Origin of the sequence: Streptomyces aurantiogriseus, from assembly GCF_014649375.1 — a bacterium.
Classification (GTDB): domain Bacteria; phylum Actinomycetota; class Actinomycetes; order Streptomycetales; family Streptomycetaceae; genus Streptomyces; species Streptomyces aurantiogriseus.
This window is the reverse complement of the sequence record NZ_BMSX01000028.1, coordinates 41,215-60,175: the sequence shown is the minus strand read 5'-3', so window position 1 is coordinate 60,175 and position 18,961 is coordinate 41,215. Positions and strand designations below refer to the sequence as shown.

Annotated in this window: 12 protein-coding genes and 4 pseudogenes; 3 read left to right on the top strand and 13 right to left on the bottom strand. The window is 69.8% G+C overall.

Translation table 11 applies throughout. From position 1 onward, the window contains the following. Window positions 1-210: 210 nt before the first annotated feature. From IE263_RS49100 to IE263_RS40555, 5 genes and pseudogenes are all read right to left on the bottom strand, one after another. A complete protein-coding gene (locus tag IE263_RS49100; protein ID WP_229911435.1) occupies window positions 211-570 on the bottom strand; it encodes a zinc-binding dehydrogenase in 360 nt (119 codons plus the stop codon). 331 nt (window positions 571-901) lie between these two features. Continuing rightward, window positions 902-1,264: pseudogene (locus IE263_RS49095) on the bottom strand (alcohol dehydrogenase catalytic domain-containing protein); the annotation flags it as partial. Window positions 1,265-1,290: 26 nt separating this feature from the next. After that, window positions 1,291-2,298: an NADP-dependent oxidoreductase gene (locus tag IE263_RS40565; protein ID WP_189943120.1), complete on the bottom strand. Its 1,008-nt coding sequence runs from the start codon at window positions 2,296-2,298 to the stop codon at window positions 1,291-1,293. A gap of 267 nt (window positions 2,299-2,565) precedes the next feature. Then, on the bottom strand, window positions 2,566-2,805 hold the full coding sequence (locus IE263_RS40560; RefSeq protein WP_189943119.1) for a hypothetical protein: 240 nt from the start codon (window positions 2,803-2,805) through the stop codon (window positions 2,566-2,568). Between the two features lie 294 nt (window positions 2,806-3,099). Then, window positions 3,100-6,060, bottom strand: a complete 2,961-nt coding sequence (locus tag IE263_RS40555) for an AfsR/SARP family transcriptional regulator (RefSeq protein WP_189943118.1) — start codon at window positions 6,058-6,060, stop codon at window positions 3,100-3,102. Between the two features lie 202 nt (window positions 6,061-6,262). Between IE263_RS40555 and IE263_RS40550 the strand changes: the two genes are divergently transcribed. Continuing rightward, window positions 6,263-7,471 carry a serine hydrolase domain-containing protein gene (locus tag IE263_RS40550; protein ID WP_229911434.1) on the top strand — a complete coding sequence of 403 codons (1,209 nt, stop codon included), beginning with the start codon at window positions 6,263-6,265 and terminating at the stop codon, window positions 7,469-7,471. A gap of 759 nt (window positions 7,472-8,230) precedes the next feature. Here the strand turns inward: IE263_RS40550 and IE263_RS40545 are convergent. The 6 genes and pseudogenes from IE263_RS40545 to IE263_RS40525 all read right to left on the bottom strand — a co-directional run bounded on the left by IE263_RS40545 (window position 8,231) and on the right by IE263_RS40525 (window position 11,556). After that, a complete protein-coding gene (locus IE263_RS40545) occupies window positions 8,231-8,758 on the bottom strand; it encodes a hypothetical protein (RefSeq protein WP_189943117.1) in 528 nt (175 codons plus the stop codon). A 67-nt stretch (window positions 8,759-8,825) separates the two neighbouring features. Beyond that, a pseudogene (locus IE263_RS49090) lies at window positions 8,826-8,927 on the bottom strand (IS481 family transposase); the annotation flags it as partial. Between the two features lie 71 nt (window positions 8,928-8,998). Further along, window positions 8,999-9,544 (bottom strand): malonic semialdehyde reductase, encoded by a 546-nt coding sequence (locus IE263_RS40540; RefSeq protein WP_268256119.1) that lies wholly within the window; start codon window positions 9,542-9,544, stop codon window positions 8,999-9,001. Next, a pseudogene (locus IE263_RS49085) lies at window positions 9,537-9,668 on the bottom strand (alcohol dehydrogenase catalytic domain-containing protein); the annotation flags it as partial. The gene IE263_RS40540 and the pseudogene IE263_RS49085, both read right to left, overlap by 8 nt. Before the next feature lie 129 nt (window positions 9,669-9,797). After that, window positions 9,798-10,295: a hypothetical protein gene (locus IE263_RS40530; RefSeq protein WP_189943116.1), complete on the bottom strand. Its 498-nt coding sequence runs from the start codon at window positions 10,293-10,295 to the stop codon at window positions 9,798-9,800. A gap of 136 nt (window positions 10,296-10,431) precedes the next feature. Next, window positions 10,432-11,556, bottom strand: a complete 1,125-nt coding sequence (locus IE263_RS40525; RefSeq protein WP_189943115.1) for a PP2C family protein-serine/threonine phosphatase — start codon at window positions 11,554-11,556, stop codon at window positions 10,432-10,434. A 534-nt stretch (window positions 11,557-12,090) separates the two neighbouring features. Here IE263_RS40525 and IE263_RS49080 point away from each other — a divergent pair. After that, window positions 12,091-12,405, top strand: a pseudogene (locus IE263_RS49080) (TerD family protein); the annotation flags it as partial. Between the two features lie 177 nt (window positions 12,406-12,582). Here the strand turns inward: IE263_RS49080 and IE263_RS40515 are convergent. Continuing rightward, window positions 12,583-14,844, bottom strand: a complete 2,262-nt coding sequence (locus tag IE263_RS40515) for a hypothetical protein (protein ID WP_189943114.1) — start codon at window positions 14,842-14,844, stop codon at window positions 12,583-12,585. A gap of 361 nt (window positions 14,845-15,205) precedes the next feature. Then, on the bottom strand, window positions 15,206-16,825 hold the full coding sequence (locus tag IE263_RS40510) for an MFS transporter (RefSeq protein ID WP_189943113.1): 1,620 nt from the start codon (window positions 16,823-16,825) through the stop codon (window positions 15,206-15,208). A 344-nt stretch (window positions 16,826-17,169) separates the two neighbouring features. Here IE263_RS40510 and IE263_RS40505 point away from each other — a divergent pair, with 344 nt between their 5' ends. Next, window positions 17,170-18,951: a fatty acyl-AMP ligase gene (locus IE263_RS40505; RefSeq protein ID WP_189943112.1), complete on the top strand. Its 1,782-nt coding sequence runs from the start codon at window positions 17,170-17,172 to the stop codon at window positions 18,949-18,951. The last annotated feature ends 10 nt before the right edge of the window (window positions 18,952-18,961 follow it).

Genomic DNA, 18,961 nt, shown 5'->3' with positions numbered 1-18,961 from the left:
CCGTCCGGTATGCCCGGCGGTGCGGTTCGAGCGGGGCGGCAATGGAGTACCAGCGACGCCGGTCCGCCGAACGAGCAGTCGCCGGCTCATGACCAGCGACCAGTGATCCGTGGCGACACGATCGTACGGCGTCAGCCGCGCATGGGCAGTTCACCCGCGCCAGGAAGTGCCCTTTGTGGGATGAAACCTTGTCTTCCCTTATGAACAGGGTCAGCGGGCGGGGTCGAGGAGGATCTTGCGGACGCCGTCGGAGCGGTCTGCGAACAGGTCGTACGCCGCCGGGCCTCCGGAGAGGGCGAAGCGGTGGGAGACGACCACCTCCGGCTTGATCCGGCCGGCACGGGTGAGGGCGATCAGGGGAGGGAGCTCGTAGTGCACCGAGCAGAGCCCGATGGCGAACTCCAGTTCCTTGACCTGAGCCAGCCCCATGTGGAAAGGGAACGCCTTGCTCTGGCTGACCCCGATGACGCTGACCCGGCCGGCTTGCCGGACGGCCTTGAGGGCGAGCTCGATGGTGGCGTCCGAGCCCACGGCCTCCACCACGGCGTCCGGTCCGCGTCCGCCGGTCATTTTCCCGGATGGCGGTCCGTGTGTCGTCGCCCTCGACCGGCTCCACACCCAGGGTGGCGGCGAAGGCGCGGCGCTCCGCGACCAGGTCCGCGCCCAGCACCCGCGCGGCGCCCATCGCGAAGGCGGACTGGGCGGCCATGAGGCCGACCGGGCCGAGGCCGATGACCAGGACGGTCTCACCGGGCTGGATGCGGGCACGGCGGCAGCCGTACCAGGCCGTGGGGGCGTTGTCCGTCAGGACGACGGCGGCCTCGTCGGAGATGTCCTCGGGCAGGTGCACCAGATTGACGTCGGCGTACGGCACCGCGAGGGCCTGAGCCTGGCTCCCCTGAAGCTGCGGGCTTACTCCGTAGCAGAGGTCCGTGCTGGACTTGGCGCGCTCGCACCGGGCGGTGAACCCGGCCACGCACGACCGGCACAGGGCACAGCCGACCGAGGCAGGCACCAGAACCCGGTCGCCGGGCTTGAAGCGGGCGACCTGGTCGCCGGTGTCGACCACCACTCCGACGCACTCGTGCCCCGGTGTGTAGCCCAGTTCCGGGCTGAACGGGTTTCCGCGGTAGATGTGCAGGTCGCTGCCGCAGATGCCGGCCGTGGTGACCTGGATGACCGCATCGGTGGGGTTGGTGACGGCCGGGTCGGGGACATCCCCGTAGCGGATGTCGTGACGGCCGTGGTAGCTCAGTGCTTTCACCGGACTTCTCCCTCCCCTCTGCCCGGTCAGTCCGCGATCTTCAGTACCAGCTTGCCGTGGTTCTCACCGCGGAAGAGCCGCATCAGGGTTTCGGGGAACGCCGCCACTCCGCCCGACACCACGTCCTCCAGGGACTTCAGCCGGCCCTCCGCCCGCCACGTGGCCAGTTGTGCGATGCCCTCGGCGTACCGGTCGGCGTAGTCGAACACCACCATGCCCGTCATGGAGGCGCGGTTCACCAGCAGCGACAGGTAGTTGGCGGGGCCTTGCGGCTTGGTGCTGTTGTACTGGGAGATCGCGCCGCAGACGACGATGCGGGCACCGTGCGCCAGCCGCAGCAGCACCGCGTCCAGGACGTCACCGCCGACGTTGTCGAAGTACACGTCGACGCCGTCGGGGGCGTGCTCGCGCAGCGCCTTGCGGACGTCCTCCTTCTGGTAGTCGATCGCGGCGTCGAACCCGAACTCGTCGACCACCAACCGGCACTTGGACTCGCCGCCGGCGATGCCGATGACCCGGCAGCCCAGGATCTTGGCGATCTGGCCGACGACACTCCCGACCGCCCCCGCCGCTCCGGAGACGACGACGGTCTGACCGGGCTCGGGACGCCCGATGTCGATCAGGCCGAAGTAGGCCGTCAGGCCCGACATACCGAGAGCGCCGAGATACGTCGGCAAAGGCGCCGCCGTCGGGTCGACCTTGGTGACGCCGCGCCCGTCCGACACGCAGTACTCCTGCACGCCGAACGAGCCCGACACATGGTCGCCGACCGCGAACCCGGAGTGCCGGGAGGCGACCACCCTTCCCACCGCGCCGGCGCGCATCACCTCGCCGATCTCCACCGGGCGGATGTAGGACCTGCCCGCGTTCATCCAGCCGCGCATCGCCGGGTCGATCGACAGACAGAGCACCTGCACCAGGAATTCCCCGTCGCCCGGCTGTCCGGTCCGCTCCTCGACGTGCTCCCAGTCGGTGGGTCGCGGCTCTCCCACGGGACGTGCGGCCAGGCGCACCTGGTGGTTGATTCTGCTCATCTCCGGCGGCTCCTTCGACGGTCGCGTGGGATCGACGGTCAGCGCAGCCGTGCGCCGCCGTCGTCGCGTACCGAAGCATGTGCCGAACATACCGGCCAGTCGGTACGGACGGTGAGCGTACGATGCCGCCCCGGCGAAGGCAAGGGGGGACGGCGAACCTGCCGCCCTGGCCCGGCTCCGGGCGGCCGATGAAGCCCTGCGCGGCCAGGGCGGGGACCGGCACCGGGCCGACGCCCTGCTCCAGCTGATCGCCGCCTTGGTGGAGGACTACGGGAACTGGTGACGGCTGTACGCCGCCCCGCGATCGAGCACCCCGATCCGCTGATCGCCGACCCCGAGGAGCGCGGGACGCTGACGGCCTGCCTCGCCGACGCGAGGCCCGTCGCCGACGACGAGACCTTTCCGGTCGACACCCTGCGCGCCGACGATCGGGTGGACCTGTGCAGGCAGGGACTCGGTCGCGACGGCCCTGCCCGGCTGCTGCCCGTCACCACCGCGTCCGTGCACGCCGCCCCTCCGCTTCTCGGCACCAACCTCCCTCGGAGGCAATGCCGTCCGGCCGGTCGCCGACGCCCTGGTCGCCGAGTGGGACGCCTACGCCTCCCAGGGCTGCCGCAGGAAGCCCGGCCCCGGCCGACGAGTTGGACCGCGCCGAACCGCCGGCCGAGCGCTACTGAGCGGCCGATCCGGCTGGACCGACACCACACGCGCTGTGCACGCCGCCCGCCACGGACGGCCCTCGGGCCCGCCCGGCGGCTTTGTCCTGGTGCTGCTCGTCGGCACAGCTTCGATGGCGTTCCGTCAGCTGTCGGCAGCGGCCGTCGGGGCAGACGTCAGGGCACGCAGGTCCGCGAGTACCTGCGCGTCCGTTCCTTCCAGGGCGGACAGCGCGCTGCCCCATAGGTTCAGGGCCGCCCGTTCGTCCCCGAGCGCCCTCAGGACGTGCCCGAACTCGTACTCGGCGAGGCCGCGGCCGTAGGAGTCGCCGCGCGCGGCGGCTTCCTGGAGCAGCGGCGTGCACGCTTCCCCCGCCTGTGCGAGGCGGCCCAGCGCTCGCAGCGCCTGCGCCTGGCCCAGTCGCGTCTCCCGCTCCGCGTTCCAGTGCGCCACGCCGGCCGCCATGACGCGCAGCGCCTCTTCAAAGCTCTGCAGGGCATGGGCGGGCTCGCTGAGGCCCAGGTGCGCACGGCCCATGTTGCACAGGGCGACCTGCTCGATCACGGCGCTGCCCACCTCCCGGGCGAGTTCTCTGCTGCGCAGGTGGTACGAGAGGGCCGAGCGCAGGTCGGTGAGTTCGGCCACGTACCCCTGGTGCCCCAGGAGTATCGCCTCCTCGCCGGGTGTGAGGTGGTCGGGGCGCAGCGCGAGACACCGTGTCAACGTGGCTCGGGCGTCAGCGTCCTGGTTGAGTTCACGCAGCAGCGCGGCCCGGTTGCCGAGGTGACGCATCCGGGCAACGTCGTCGGAGAGGTGTTCGCTGAGCTCCACGGCTTCGTCCAGGAGCAGTAGTGCCTGTCGGACGTGTCCGGCCGAATAGCGCGCGGAGGCGAGGTGGCCCAGCGCCCGTCCTTCGGCCGCGGTGTTGCCGCTGGACCTGGCAAGGGTGATGGCGTGCTGGGTCAACCGTTCGAGATCCTGCACCCGGCCTCGGTCGTGCAGGTACGGGAACAAGGCATTGATCAGGTCCAGGGTGCGGTTCGGGCCCAGGCGCCCGTGAGCACCGGAACCGGCCAGGAACAGCAGGTTCGCCGCTTCCGCGTCACCCCAGGCGAGTGCCTCCGCCGTATCGGCGAAGACCGTGCCGGTCCGTCCTCCGGGGTGCTCGGGGTGCCGAGGGTGCTCGGGCGTTCGCCCGGTGTCCGGCCGTAGGGCTGCGGCGCATTGTGTGAGCCGTTCCTGGTACCAGCGCAGGGACCGTTCGGCGGCCTCGGCGTTCCGGGCCTGCTCGCCGGGCCGGCCGGCGAGTTCCCGGGCGAAATCGCGGACCAGGTCGTGCGGGACGTAGCGGCCCCATCCCACCTCCTGGAGCAGCGCCACCTCCGCCAGACGGTCCAGGGCCTCCTCGGCGCTCCGTTCTGTGCCCTCCACGGCGGCGGCCATCAGAGGTGCCCCGTATTCGGGCAGGTCCAGCGCACCGATGAGGACCAGGGCCGCGGCGGCGCCACCGTCGCGCGGGTCGCTCGAGGCCAGGAGCGCCTCATGGGCCGCCATCAGGGATCGGCGCACGCTGAGGTCCTCCAGTTCGAGGTGGTCCAGGCGGTCCTCCTGCCGGGCGAGGCGTTCCACCAGCTTCTCCACCGAAAGGGTCCGTCGGCTCCTCAGACGGGCTGCGGAGACCCGCAGCGCCAGGGGCAGGTTTCCGCACAGGGCCACGAGCTGGGCGACCGGTTCGGCATCGGATGCGGTCCAGGACCGCCCCGAGGCCCCCTCCAGCAGGAGAGCGCTGTCCCGCGGTGAGAGCGGGTCGAGATGGAGATGCGCGGAGGCTCCCAGAGTGGCCAGCGGCCGTCTGCTGGTCAGCAGTACGGCGCAGCCGGCGCCGGCCGGCAGCAGTGGACGTACCTGGCTCACCGAGGCCGCGTCGTCGAGGACGAGCAGCGTGCGGGTGGGGGCGAGCGCGGAGCGCAGCAGGGCGGAGGCGGCCCCCACATCGCACGGGATCCGCCGGGCGTCCACCCCGAGGCCGTGCAGGAGAACGGCGAGGGCGTCGAGGGGGTCGAGGGGGGCCACGCCGGGTGTGGCTCCGTGGAGGTTGAGATAGAGCTGGCCGTCGGGGAAGGCATGCCGGAGCTGTTCCGCGATGTGCAGGGCGAGGCCCGTCTTGCCCACGCCCGGCATTCCGCTGATCACGGCGAGTGCCGTGCGGCTGCGACCGGACTCCAGCTCCGTGCGGATCTCGGCGATGTGCTCGGCACGGCCGACGAACCCAGCGGGCGGGGCGGGAAGTTGTGCCAGTCGCGGGGGCATCCTCGCCGACAAGGTTCGCCGGGCCACCGGGACGGCGGGTGACTCGCGGGACGGGACGGCCGCGCTGCGGAGCACCTCCCGATGGGCGTCCTGGACGGCGGGGCCGGGCTCGACCCCGAGTTCGTCTGTCAGGGCCCGGCGCAGCGACCGGAAGAGTGCAAGCGCTTCGGCCCGGCGGTTCGTGCGGCCGAGGACGAGCATCAGCTGGCGGTGCAGCGTCTCCCGGAACGGATGCTCCTTGACCAGAATGCCCAGTTCGGCGGCGAGCCCGTCGAGGCGGTCGAGGCGCAGGAGAGCCTCGAAGCGGCATTCGAGCGCCTGCAACCGCTGCTCCTGAAGGAACGTCACGACGGGGTGGCCGACGAGGGCGGGCACATCGGCGAACGGTGTGCCGCGCCACAGCGCCAAGGCGGCACTGGCGTCTTGCTCCGCCGCCTCCCAGTCCTCCCGGTGGCGGGCCTCCTGCGCTCGGCGTACCCGCCGTTCGAACACGTCGCGGTCCAACTCATCCTCGCCGACCCGCATTTCGAGCCCATGGGGCATGGTGCGCAGCCGTGCGCCGCCGATGTCGTGGAGGCTTCGCCGCAACCGGGCGACGTGGTTGTGCAGCGAGGCGGTGGCCGTCGGCGGTGGCTCCTCACCCCACAGCACCGCCATCACCGTGTCCAGCGGCACCGTGCGGTTCGGCTCCAGCAGCAGTGCGGCGAGCAACGAGCGGGATTTCGATCCTCCCAGAGCGACGGCCAAGCCGTCGTCGTCGACTGTCGTCAGTGCTCCCAGTACTGCGAACCTCACCGGCACTCCCCCCGCGTCGGGCGCCGAACACCGAACATCCGGCGTCCGACGTCGATCGAAGAACATCATCTTCGTTCAGCACCGGGCCCGGTTCAAAGGGCGCCACCTCATCGCCGTGGGCGGGGCGTTGGCGGGACGTTGGCGGTCGGTTAGGAGTGGTCGGCACGATGCTTTCCCGCGAGCCGAGAGAGGGAAGATGCACATGTCGACACGCCTGATACGGACGACGCTGGTGGGGCTGACACTGATGGCAGCGGCAGGTTCGGCCCTGCTGACGACGCCTGCCGTCGCGGTGGGCCGCACGGTGACCGCCGCGGAGACGGGGGAGTCCCGGCACGCTGCCACCCAGGCCGCCATGGACGCGGCCGTCGCCTCGGGCGTGCCGGGCGTCGTGGCCGAAGTACGCGACACCCGCGGGGGATGGAAGAGCACCTCGGGCGTCGCCGACCTCTCCACGCAGCAGCCCCGTGGCAACGGCGACCGGTTCCGCGCGGGAAGTGTCACCAAGACGCTGGTGGCGACCGTCATGCTCCAGCTCCAGGCGGAAGGGAAGGCCGATCTCGATGCCACGGTCGACCACTACCTGCCCGGCCTGGTGCGGGGGAACGGCCACGACGGCACGAAAATCACGGTCCGTCAGCTGATGAACCACACCAGCGGCATCTTCAACTTCACCGAGGACGCCGCGTTCGCGAAGAAGGTGCTGGGCATCGAGTTCCTCGAGTCCCGCTACGACGACTGGACTCCGCAGCAGGTCATCGCCCTCGCCCTGCAGAACCCTCCTCAGTTCGAGCCCGGCACCTCCTGGAAGTACTCCAACACCAACTACCTCCTGCTCGGGCTGATCATCGAGAAGCTGACCGGCAGGCCCTACGCCGAGGAGATCGAGCGGCGCATCACCAGGCCGCTCGGGATGCGCGCCACGTACTTCCCCGGCACCGACCCGCACGTGCCCGCGCCCACCCGGCACTACTCCACCTTCACGGAGGACCCGAGCAAGACCTACGACGTGACCGAGCTCAACCCGTCCTGGGCCTGGGCGGCGGGCGAGATGGTCACCAACTCCTCCGACCTCAACCGCTTCTACACCGTCCTCTTCAGCGGCAGACTGCTGCGCCCCGCCCAGCTCCAGCAGATGACGACCACGGTCTCGACCGAGGGCAACCTGCCGCGCCAGCGCTACGGCCTGGGTCTCATCGAGTACGAGACGAGCTGCGGGATCAAGGTCTGGGGCCACTCCGGCGGTATCCACGGCTCCTCGACACAGGCCTTCGGCACGAACGACGGCCGCCACATGATCGCTCTGAACTTCAACGGCGACTGGGTCGGCGGCGGCAAGAACGTCGTCTCGGCCGAGTTCTGCCCGCCCGGACACGCGACCCCGCCGCCGGCTCCCACGCCGTCCGCCTGACGTCGCGGGGCCCGATCCCAAGCTTGCCGCAGGCCGCTGGGTCGACGCGCCTGCGCCGCCCCGTATGAGTCCTTGTGTGCGTTGCCAGGCGGTGCAGCATCTCATGGGGCCGGCCGCCCTGAGAGGCGGTACCGCTGAGGCGCCGTCCCTAAGATTCCGCGCCGTCATGGGCAACCGGCGCAACAGCGACCAGCGAGCCGTGAGCGGCTCACTCGGTGAGGCTGTTGGTGGGCTCTGCTGCCCCGGACCGGCCCGTCGCCCAGCGGTTCTCTGCCCGCGTGGCACAGCGCCATCGGGCTCAGTGAAGAGCGCCGAGCCGGACCTCTCCGTCGGCCGCCGCTCCATTTGCCAGTCCTCAACTGCTCACAGTCCAGTACTCCGCGGGAACCTCCAGCCTGTGAGACATTGCGTATCGGAGATGGCGCATAGGTATCGAGTGACGTCGTCTGCGTCGTCCCCCGCCGCCGCAGAGACAAGGGGGCAGGTGCCGGCTGAGCCGGGCCGAGGTGGACCCCGTCGTAGCGGGGCGGCCGCGGCGGCGGGCGGGGTGCCGACACATTCGCCACAGCGTCCGGGACCTTCTTCCCGCCCTAGAGGTTCGTGCCGGTGTTGCCCTCGTCGTTCGAAGAGCCTCGCCGCTGGGTCTCGCCCTTGGTGGAAGCGCCCCTCTCCTGCTCCTCCAACAGCTCCAGGAGCGCAGCGTCTGCCTTTCTCCGGTCTTCCTTCGTCAGTTCGATAGGGGCGTTGTTGCAGACGGTGTTACTGGTCGGGATGAATGATGTTGGTGGTCCTCAAGGTGAACGTCAGAAGCGTGCGCCACCCCTTGCGGTGGCCAACCCTCACCTGGATTCGGACCTTGTAGTCACGGGCCTCCGGAATTAACCCGGAAAACGGTGCCTCGAACTCGATGAAGCGTTGTTGCGCTTCTCTGCCGGCTACAACGAATCCGGCCGGCAACTCTGATTCCTCGTCCGGCCCGGGTTGGAGACGAGATGGTGAAGACGTCCACAGGAGCGGCAGATGAGAGGCGGGCTCATCAGGGAAGCTCAGCCTGAAATCCTGCACGACTATCGGCTTGGCACCGGTGTTGTGAAGGACGAGCGGAAACCGCAGGCGAACCATGGAGCTGTGGACGATCGCTGCAAAGGAATGAGGCTCCCACGACTCCAGGCGCCCCTGCCTGGCGTTGATCCACCAGAATGAGGCGACGGTGAAGACCAATGCACTGACCGACACAATGCTGGCGGCAGAAAGCGATGAGGTCGCGTTCTGATCGGCAGCGGCCACCAGAGGTGGAGGCCGTCGTGGATGCCGCTCTGCGGGGCTGGTCCTAGGCGTGCTGTCCGGACAAGTCGGTGGCGCGGGTGAGGAAGGCTGCGCAGGTCGCGGCGGTCTCGTCGGGCAGGTCTTCGGTGTAGGCCAGGCGGGAGTGGTCATCCAGTGCGGTGTGCAGGTGGCGCCGGTACTCGGAAGAGCACCGGCGCCCACGGCATGGCGCCTTTCACCTACCTGGCGGCGGCAGTGCCCTCAGGCATAGGCGATGGCGTCCTCGACCGGCACGCGGGGCAGCCGCGGGAACCACGGGTCAGCACCGGGGTGACCGATGTTGACCACCAGATGCGAGCGCCAGCTGGTACCGGAGAAGAACTCTCCGTCCACGCCGGCCCTGTCGAAGCCCGCCATGGGACCGGCCGCCAGCCCTGCCGCGCGCACCGCGAGCAGGAAGACCCCGGTCTGCAGTGCCGAGTTGTAGACCGCGAGGCTCTCGCGCTTCTCCGTCTGGTCGGCGAACGCCGCTCGGAGCATCTCGCCGCGAGCCGGGAAGACGGTCGGCATCTGCTCGTGGAAGTCGACGTCGTACGCCAGGATCGCCACGGCCGGTGCACTGAGCGTCTTGGCCCTGTTGCCCTCGTCGAGATGCCGGACCAGTCGCTCCTTGCCCTCGCGGGTGCGTACGAAGAGCACACGCAGAGGCTGACCGTTGGCGGCACTCGGCGACCAGCGGGCGAGTCTGGCAGTAGTTCTCCCGGCCCTCCCGGCAGTTGGCGCACAGCCCGCAGCCCCAGGGACCATAGACGATCACCGGGTCTCCGGGCGCGAACCCGGTGACGCCCGGTCCCAGCGTCTCCACCCACCCCGCGTTCTCGTGGCCGATCGTGAAGGGGAGCCGCCCCACGCGCTCCGGGGGCGCCTCCATGAGATGCAGGTCCGAGTGGCAGGCGCCGGCCCCCCCCGACCTTCACCAGGACCTGCCCCGGCCCGGGCTCGGGCACCGGTACCTCGCGCAGCTCCGCCGGCTTGTGCGGTTCGACGAATTGGAATGCTTTCATGGCTGTCCATTGCTCCGGGGCTCATCGCGGATTCCGTCGATGTCGACCAGGAGGTGGCGCGGGCCGCGGAAGATCTGGTTACGGCGGTACGGCGGCGGGTCCTCGACTAGCCGCGGGTTCTCCACGCGGCGGATGAACTCGCTGACAGCGGTCTGGACCTCCAGCCGCGCAAGCGGGGCGCCGAAGCAGTAGTGGATGCCCTGGCTGTAGCCGACGTGCTCGTTGTTCGGGCGCTCGAGGTCGAGCTTGTCGGGATTCTCGAGGTCCGAAGGTCGCGGTACACATCCGGTGGCGTCGGCATCAAGGTTGCCCCGGCCGTTCCGCCCTAAAAAATACTCGTCCCGACTTCCGGCGACCGCAAATCCGCTGCTACGGAAAACCTTTCTCAGGGCAGCTGTATTGACACACCGGGGCGCGAGGGCGTCCGGGCGTACGCCGAGTCGGGCCAGGAGGTGCGGCGGCGCATCGGAGATCAACTCGCCGACGGCGAGCACCGCGCATGCGGTGAGCGCAAGGACGACGACGACCAGTGCTTGGCGAACACCACGCGGGTCGCGCGGTCCGGCATCTCCGTCAGGCGCTTCAGAACTCGGGCGTCTCCCCGAGGCACGCCTCCGTGCGTACCTCTGCTCACGATGCCCCCGGCAGGCGCTCGATCGCCACCATGGCGGCGTCGTCATCGAGTTGACCGCCGGCGTGGTGCAACAGGTCCTTGCACAGGTGGGCCAGAAGAGCGTCGGGACCTTTGCGGGACTCGCTGACCGCCCGTTGTGTGAGCGGGTAGAAAGTGCCGTCCCGGTCGCGGGCCTCGATGACACCGTCCGTGTAGAGCAGGACGATGTCGCCGGGCTCGAAGGTGAACGTTTCCGCGGAAAGGTCGGTTTCCACGAATTCGGTGAGCCCCAGAGGCGGCGCCGGGTGGCGCACCTCGAGCAGGCTGACCTGGCCGCGGCGCAGCAGCAGGGGCGGGGGGTGTCCGCAGTTGATCAGGTGAAGGGTCGGCTCGTCGTCCGGGATGTCCAGCACCGCGGCGGTGATGAACGCCTCGCCGCGATCGGCGGTCTCGTCTTCGGGGGCCGCGGGGTCGTCCAGGTCCGAGGAGACGGTTCCCTCCAGGAAGGCGACCAGAGCAGACAGGTCGGCCCGCCTGTGGGCTGCGCCCCGGAATGCGCCGAGGAGGAGGGCGGCGTCGCCGACCGCCTCGAGGCCCTTGCCCCTGACATCGCCGATGAGAATCCGGCTTCCTCGCGCTGTGCGGGCGGCGGCATACAGGTCGCCGCCGATCTGCGCCTCGGTTTCGGCGGCCAGGTAGACGGAGGCGATGCGCAGGGGACCGATCCGGTGGGGAAGCGGCTTGAGCACCACTTCCTGTGCGGCTGTCGCCACCGAGCGCAGCTGGGTCAGTTCCTTCTCGTGACGTTCTCGCCGGGCGGCGAAGGAGGTCACGAACGCTGACATGAGGATCAGAGTGATGAGCTGGACGGTGTGGTTCAGATCAGTGAGGCTGGTGCGCACCATCGCGATCACGGCCTGGGCGAGGACGGCGAGCGCGCCGACGCATCCGGTCGCGCGGGGCCCGGCGAACGACGCCGTGACAGCCGGTGCGGCGACCAGGAAGGGCCCGAGGTGGACGCTGGGCGGAGCCAGGATGTCGATCACCGTGACCAGCGCGATCAGCGCGATGGGTACCGCCAGCAGCGCATGCCGTGGCTCCCCTGACACGCGGTGATCTTTGCGGAGTCGTCGAGGAACCATATGTCCTGGATACACCGCATCACGCCCGGGAGCCCGCGCCGACAGGCGAGTCTCTGCGGCTTCGCCGGGGATGGGGTCCTGGTCCTGGGCGGCACCCGCGAGGAGGCCGCCGAGGCGCGCGCTCCTGTTGTCGCCCTGGGCGCCGCCTTGGCGGTCAACCTCTCGGCCGGCGTGACCGACATCGTGCTACTGCCCGGCGGCGAAGCCCGGCCGGCGTTTGGGGCGTATCGACTCTCTCGGTCTGCGGGTGCACGAGGCCGACTGGCTCCTGGCCCCCGCCCCTGCGCGGACGCCCGCGTGGGCACAGAGCGCGGCTGGGGACCAGCCGGACATGGCAGAGGCACTGGTCCTAGGCGCCGTCATCGACGTGCCCGACACCGACGCGGCCTGGACGGTGGCCGCAACGTGGGGTCAGCATGCTGTCTGCGACGTGGACGTCGTTGCGTTCGCCCTCGGCGCTCATGAACAGGTGCCGGGGACGAGGACTTCGTCTTCCACGGCGCACCCGAGCACCCGGACCGCACCGTACGGCCGGCCACGGACGGGCCGACGGACCAGGCTGTCACGACCGACCTGGAGCGTCTGCCCCTGGAGATCCACCCGGTCGTCATTGCCGCAGCGGTCGACGACGCCGGGGACGTCGGTGTCGTCGGGATCACCGCCACGTGCGGCGTCGGAGCGGCCCCGACTGCCCGGGCCACCCTCGGCGCCGCCACCACCGAGCGCACCATGGTCCTCGCTGAGATCCACCGCCGAGGCGACGGCTGGCGGCTGCGTGCCGTCGGGCAGGGCTACGTCCACGGCCCGGCCGACCTGGCCAGATGCTACGGAGTCGACGTCGCCGGATGACCCGGGCGTATGGGCCCGCGCTCGCTTTCCTGACGGCAACCAAAGGAGGTCGCGCAATCCGCCGCCCGCGGAGCGCGGGCGGCCGAGGGCCGCGGGACCCGGCGCGTTGCCGCGTGGACGCGTCGGCCGACAGGGCGATTCCGGGTGTGCGCGAGGTGGTGGGCCGCGCGGCCCGGCTCAGCCGGCCGAGCCCTTCGGGAGCCAGTCAGCGAAGACCTCCGGGAGGCGGTCCAGGTCCTCGGCCGTGACCGTGACGAGACGCAGGCCGTGGTGGCGGGCCAGTTCCCGCTTGCGCGTGACCTTCGCCGCGTACGCCTCCTTCGTCATGAGGCCCAGGGCTTCGACGAACGTGCCGTCCGCCAGACGCCAGTCCGCTCGCAGGCCGGTCGTGTTGAGTTCCGGGTGGCGCGGGTAGGCGGGCTCTGGCTCGTGGGCCACGCCCCAGTGGTGGAGGAAGTCGTCCACGTGCCGCTCGAACAGGGAACGGCACAGGTGCCCGTCCGTGGCCGTGGTCGCCGTACCCATCGACGTGCGGACCCCGTTCGCGAGGAGCCCCGCGTATCCCAGCCACTCCGTCCAGGTGCGGGCTGGACGCGCCGGCCGTGCACTCAGCAGCACGGAGCCAGGGCGCGGCACCAGGAAACGGCAGAGCATCGCCTCATCGACCAGGCCGGGGTCCTCGAACGGGACGCAGAGGCGGTCCAGTTGGGCGAGGGACGGCGGCCCGGAGAACTCGATCTCCGCGAGCCTGCGCAGCGCGTATACGATCGCTTCCGTCCACGCGCCGTCCTCGCCCGTGTCCCGGAGCACCCCGTTTCTTGCGAGGGCGCAGCAGCCGTGGCAGTAGAAGAGCCCCGGGCGTGCCGACTGGGCGGAGCGACCGCAGAGCCGGCACGGCCCGCGCTGCGCCAGGTCCACGGCGGCCCCGAAAAGCGGCTCCAGGGCTCGCCGGTAGTACGGGTTCTCCGCCGCGTCGTCGATGAGCGGCGGCAGCAGGCTCCCGGCCTTCGCGGCAGGCGCCTCCCCGTCGTCGGGCTTGGCGTCGAGCCAGCGGCGGTGGGGCTCCGGGATCAGCTGCTGCGCGGCGGTCGTCACCCGGCTCGAGCGGCTGACCGGGCTGATGTCAGTCGGCGCGACCGCGGCGCGGAGGTTGTGCCGCTCCACCTCCTCGCGCGGCGCGCCCCAGGTCACGAGCAGCGGCCGCACTCCGTGTCGGCGCAGCAGTACTGTCAACGGTTCGGCGAGCGGCGCGGCGTATACGGTGAGCGTGCCCGTGTCCGGGTCGAACCAGCCTGCTTCGGGGAGCCGGTTCCGTGACATCCCCGGCTTCGAGAGCCGGATCGACCAGGTGCCTCCGCTCACGACGACCACCGCGTCCGGGAAGCCGCTGAGGGCCGCCAGGTGCTCGGGTGCGTCCATGTCCACCCCGTGCGCGCGCAGCGCGTCGAGCGCCTCGGCGCGCACCCGCTCGTCGACGAGGGTGAGGGGACCGTTCGGCTGGTGGTACTGCCCGACCTCTACGCCGGACTCGTCCAGGACGAGGATCCGGGTGTGGTGGTAGACGGATCGGGTGACGGCACGCAGGTTGCGGAAACCGTGTGCCGAGCTCCGGTACGTCTCCCAGGCGTGCAGGAGCGGCCGCGCCTCGGCGTCCCGCCGCTGCCGTTCGCGGTCACGCTCGGTCTCCCGGCCCCACGTCCCGCCGGCGGCGCGATGGCTCAGGCCGGTCCGCAGCCGGATGGCGAGCCGCTCGGCGAGCGCCCGACGCAGTACCAGCTCGACACCCGTCCGGGCCGGCTTCTTCTCCGTGTGCTGGTCGGCTGCCTGCTGACGACCGGTCAGGTAAGCGTCCACGAGAGCGCGCACGGTCTGACGCTCAGGCAGCAGGACCCGTACGGAACCGATCGCATACCCGAAGGCCTTCTGCTCCGCCCACGACACCAGCTCGTGGCGGCTGGGCTCCCAGTCCGCGTCGGCCTCGTGCTCGCCGTCCTCGTCGTCGTGGAAACGGCTGTCGGTTTCGAGGTCGTAGAGCTCTATCCATCCGTGACAGCCGACGGGCGTCCCGGTCTCCTCGGCGAGCCTGCGGATGCTCTCGCTCGTGACGTGCAGCGCGCTGCTGTAGAGATAGCCCATGTGCCGGTCGAGAACGGACCCGTCGTGGCCGGGCGGGGCGGCGACCGAGACGGCACGCGTGTCGTAGTCGTTGTCGGGCCGAGGGACGAGACTCACGCGTATCGGTATGACAGCATCGCACTTCGCCTTGTGCGGTGCCGGCCTGATGCCTTCTTTCCGCAGCTGGCCCAGGACGAACACGCGCAGGGCGGGGACAGAGTCGTCGAAGACGGCGAACCCCGGCGCGAAGTCCTTCACCGGATCGCCCGGGATCATGAGAAGGCCTGCGTCGGAGGCGTACTGGATCGTGTCTCGGCTCGACATGCGCGGATTATGCCAAAGGCATGTGCGTCGATGCTGGTCGGGGCGGGCGGGTTGCGTTTCTCGCCGGAGGGATTTCTCCGCCCCACGTTGGCCACGCCCTCGGCAAGGGGCATCCGGATTCCGCGGGGCACGCACGGCTGACGACATGGAAACTGCGTTTCCTTATCCACCCCACGGCTGACTCACCTACGGAGTAGGCATCGCCCTGGTGCCGTCAGGACAACGCACACCTTCGAACTGGTCGCCGAGCAGGCCCCCGCCTTCACAGAGATGGGGCCGCTCGCCGCCCCGGCAGGACGAGCTCGGAGCCCTGGACGCAGCCCGGGGCGAGGCACCGCAGCCCGCGCGATGCCCCAGGCGGTTACCAGCTGACGCCTCTGTCCGCCAGGAGCTGCCTGATGCGCACATCGACCTGCCGGCAGTCGTAACCTCGCCCCACGACCTGGAAGAGAGGTGGGCTCGCTGCCGAGTCGGATTGAGAGAGGGCTTCGAGATAGCGGTCGACCTGATCGCGGGCGTAGCCCCGCCGCACCACATCGAAGCCCGGGAACCCGGACGGCGGCGGCCCTTCCGATCCATGTGGGCGCGGACTTCGCAACGTGTACATGGCCACCGGTGCGCCGATCGCCACCAGCGCGGCAGCGGTACAGAGCCCCGCTCGGTATCCCGTCAGAAACGCCCCGTCGGCGTCGGCTCCCGCGGAAGCCGCCGAGTGTTGCCCGTACGTGACGATCACACCCACCACCGCGATGCCGAGGACGCCCGAAGCTTCGCGTGTAGCGCTGAACAGGCCGGCGGCGATACCTGACGTCTGAGCGGGAGCGGACTCCAGAGCCCGCGTCGTCACCGGAACGGCCATGGCGGAGCCGATGCCGATGCCTGCCAGCCCGGGCAACAGGTCGGCGAAGCCGCCGGCCGCGCTGCCCCGGGCCACGAGCAACAGTCCCAGGGCCACGAGAAGCAGTCCCACTGCCGACACCCGGCCGTCGCCCCACCGCCGGACCATTCTCGGGACCAGTACGGCGGTCACGAGCAGGGCCGACGCCACGGGCGTGAACGTCAGACCGGCGGACGTGGGGCTGAAGCCCAGCACATTCTGCAGGAACTGTGAAGTGAAGAAGAAGACACCAGTGACTCCCAGGCCCCAGAGCAACTGGGTGACAATTCCTCCCACGAACGCCCGTCGGTGAAACAGGTCAACAAGCGGTGTGTTCCTCTTCGATGACACCGTCAGGACGACGGCAATCACACAGATGAGGGAGACGATTCCTGGGACAACGATTCTCACGGCCGTGAATCCGAAGCGGGGACCTTCGATGAGGCAGTAGGCGAATCCGCCGAAGAAGAGACAGGTCAGCGTCACTGTGGGGAGTGGAAAAGTGGCGCCCGGGACCTGACGCGGGGCAGCGTCGCTGCGTTCGGAGGAGCGAGGGATTGCGGCGACCGTCACGATAAGGGAAAGGATCCCGAGGGGCACGTTGATCGCGAACAGCCAGTTCCATCCCAGGTGTTCTGTGATGAGGCCAGAGATCACAGGACCGCAGGCGAGTGCGACGGCCAGCGCCGCGGTCAGTGCGCTGACGCCTGCGTGACGCGCGCGGGGGAGCAGGTCGTGGGACAGCACCGCAAGTGAGGCCGGCGTGATGAGAGCCGCTCCCACTCCCTGCAGACCCCGACAGACGATCAGTACCGGACCGCTGGTGGACACGCTGCACAGCAGCGAGGAAACCGTGAAGAGGGTGATGCCCGACAGCAGTGTGGGGCGCCGCCCTCTGGAATCCGCGCAGCGGCCCCCCAGCAGGAGGAAGCTGGCAAAAGCGAGCGGGTACATCGTGGCAACCCACTTCAGGCCGGGCTCGCCGAGGCTCAGCTCTTCTTGAATTTGCGGAAACGCAACGTTGACGATGGTGTTGTCGAGAGCCGTCATGAAGGACGGCAGGATCATTGCCACCAGAACGCTGAGTCCGCGCAGTCGGCTCATCAACCTTGCCTTGGAAGTCGACTCGGATCGATGGGTGGCAGGCAGCCCGAGCGGGCTCGAATTGAGGGAGAGTCAATTCATCGTACGGAGCAAGTCGGTGGACTCAAGTTGACACGCCACGCGCGGCATCCGCGCAACGGAAACGGCGTGTCGTCCGACCAAGATCACGGGTTCGTGTTTCGCTGACCTTGAAATACGGGCTTCTCAGGCATGGCCGGAATGAACGGAAGCACCCCCCGCACCCATGCTTCCCAGTGCTGCAGACCGCCCCCGTGATGGTGAATCGGCCGGACCGCGGGAGAGCCCATCATGCTGTCCGACTTCAATGAAGGCATGGTGATCCGATGCCGTCAGCCAAGGGCGATACGCTCAGCCACCATTTGGCCCTTTCCGCCCAGCAGACACCCGATGAAGTGGCGTTCACCTTCGTAGACTTCGGCGCCGACAGGGACGGGACGTCCGCCGAGCTGACGTGGAGCGAGCTGGACACACAGGTACGGACAGTGGCAGCAGGGCTGCGCCGGGCGGGCGCGGTGGGCGAGCGAGTAGCCATCGTCGCGCCGCAGGGCCTCGACTACGTGGTCGGATTCCTGGGTGCCGTGTGCGCGGGCGCGATCGCCGTACCGCTCTTCCCACCCGGTTTGCCCGGCCACGGCGAAAAACTGGCGGCTGTGCTGGCCGATGCGGCACCCGCGCTCGCCCTCTCCGCCCCGGAGCAACGGGAAGCGGTGGCCGACTTCTGCACTGGCCACGGGCTTGCTTCCCGCATGCGCGTCGTGAGCGTCGAGGACCTGACGCAAGCCGCTGGAACCGCGGGTACGGAGGCTCGGACAGCCCCTGAGCCACAGCCCGAGGACTGCGCCTACCTGCAGTACACGTCCGGATCGACGAGGATGCCGTCCGGGGTGGAGATCACCCATGCCAACGTCTGCGTCAACGCGCGGCAGGCACTGGAAGCGTACGACCTCCGCAGCGGGCGCAACTGCGCCGTCGGCTGGCTCCCGCTGTATCACGACATGGGTCTGGTGTTGATGATCGCCATGCCCGTGGTGGGCCATCTGCAGTCCGTCTTCATGGATCCGCTGGCTTTCGTCCAGCAACCGGCCCGATGGCTCCGCTTGCTCACACGCCACGGCGGAGCCTGCACAGCCGCCCCCAACTTCGCCTACGACTACTGCGTTCAGCGAGTGCCACCCGAGGAACGGGCCGGCCTGTCCCTCGGATCGGTCGCCGCCCTGATCAACGGCAGCGAACCCGTCAACCCACGGACTCTCGAACGCTTCCATGAGGCCTTCGCGCCGTTCGGCGTCCGCAGGACAACCATGCGCCCCTCCTACGGCCTCGCGGAAGCGACCGTGTTCGTCGCAGCATCGCCGGCCGGGGAGGACCCGACAGTCACCCCCTTCGACCGGAACCTGCTGGCGGAGGGCATCGCGCGTGTCGCTGAGCCGACCGAAGGCGGATCCATCACCGAGCTGGTTGCCTGCGGCCGACCGACGAATCAGGAAGTGGCCGTCGTCGATCCGGCCACCGGCCGTCGGCAGGAGGACGGGACGGTCGGGGAGATCTGGCTACGGGGTCCGAACATCGGACGCGGGTACTGGGGCCGCCCGCACGACGGGGAAACCTTCGGTGCCGTCATGGACGGCGGAGACCCGGCCGATCCGGCACAGCGCTGGCTGCGCACGGGCGACCTGGGAATGTGGCACGACAAGCAGCTCTATGTCACCGGTCGGATCAAGGACCTGGTGATCGTCGACGGCACCAACCACTATCCGCACGACATCGAACTCACCGTGCAGGAGGCACACCCCGCCATCCGGCGCCACCACACGGCCGCGTTCGCCGTGTCCACCGACGAGGGCGAACGGCTTGTCGTGGTCGCCGAGCACGCCCCCGCTGTCACCGACCCGCACACCCGTCTGGACGAGGTGACCCGGGCCGTACGGGGGGCTGTCGCAGCCGCCCACGGTATCGCCGTTCACGACTTCGTCTACGCCCCACCCGGCAGCGTACCCCGCACGACCAGCGGCAAAGTGGCCCGCAGCGCCTGCCGTGCGCACTACCTCGCCGGCACCTGGGCGGCTGCGAAGCACGCGGCAGTGAAGGGATCTGGTACGGCATGACCACCGCACG

Coding starts and splice junctions, on each gene's coding strand:
- IE263_RS49100 (WP_229911435.1), bottom strand. CDS start 570: ATGACCGGCGGACGCGGACCGGACGCCGTGGTGGAGGCCGTGGGCTCG.
- IE263_RS40565 (WP_189943120.1), bottom strand. CDS start 2,298: ATGAGCAGAATCAACCACCAGGTGCGCCTGGCCGCACGTCCCGTGGGA.
- IE263_RS40550 (WP_229911434.1), top strand. CDS start 6,263: ATGTCGACACGCCTGATACGGACGACGCTGGTGGGGCTGACACTGATG.
- IE263_RS40540 (WP_268256119.1), bottom strand. CDS start 9,544: ATGGTCCCTGGGGCTGCGGGCTGTGCGCCAACTGCCGGGAGGGCCGGG.
- IE263_RS40525 (WP_189943115.1), bottom strand. CDS start 11,556: ATGGTTCCTCGACGACTCCGCAAAGATCACCGCGTGTCAGGGGAGCCA.
- IE263_RS40515 (WP_189943114.1), bottom strand. CDS start 14,844: ATGTCGAGCCGAGACACGATCCAGTACGCCTCCGACGCAGGCCTTCTC.
- IE263_RS40510 (WP_189943113.1), bottom strand. CDS start 16,825: ATGAGCCGACTGCGCGGACTCAGCGTTCTGGTGGCAATGATCCTGCCG.
- IE263_RS40505 (WP_189943112.1), top strand. CDS start 17,170: ATGCCGTCAGCCAAGGGCGATACGCTCAGCCACCATTTGGCCCTTTCC.